Source organism: Chryseobacterium sp. SIMBA_028, from assembly GCF_046535285.1.
GTDB lineage: Bacteria > Bacteroidota > Bacteroidia > Flavobacteriales > Weeksellaceae > Chryseobacterium.
On sequence record NZ_JAWRWZ010000229.1, the window covers coordinates 1 to 276 of the forward strand.

1 protein-coding gene is annotated in these 276 nt (G+C 44.6%); it reads right to left on the bottom strand.

Annotated features, from left to right (window positions below; genetic code table 11):
* Window positions 1-269 (bottom strand): S8 family serine peptidase (locus SCA31_RS23260; RefSeq protein WP_410699393.1); only part of this gene is annotated, 269 nt, incomplete at its 3' end.
* Between the last annotated feature and the right edge of the window lie 7 nt (window positions 270-276).

A 276-nucleotide genomic window follows, 5' to 3' on the forward strand; every position in this document is an offset into this window, starting at 1 on the left:
GTATTGTTGTAGACAGTTGCGGTGGCGGTGCCTCTTGTGCTTCCGTCCGGTTTGATAACGCCTACAGAATTGGGACCGAATGATGAAAATCCTGATGAATTTCCTGATGCATCTACAGAACCTATGCTGAATACTTTTGCATTATCTGCAGGGGTTAAAATATAATGCCATGGCTGAGCTCCTGAGTTTCCCGCGGCTATCAGAACAAAAATTCCTTTATTGGTAGCAATTTCTGCAGCCCTTGCAATGAAGGAAGTAGTTCCGTTCATATTGGCG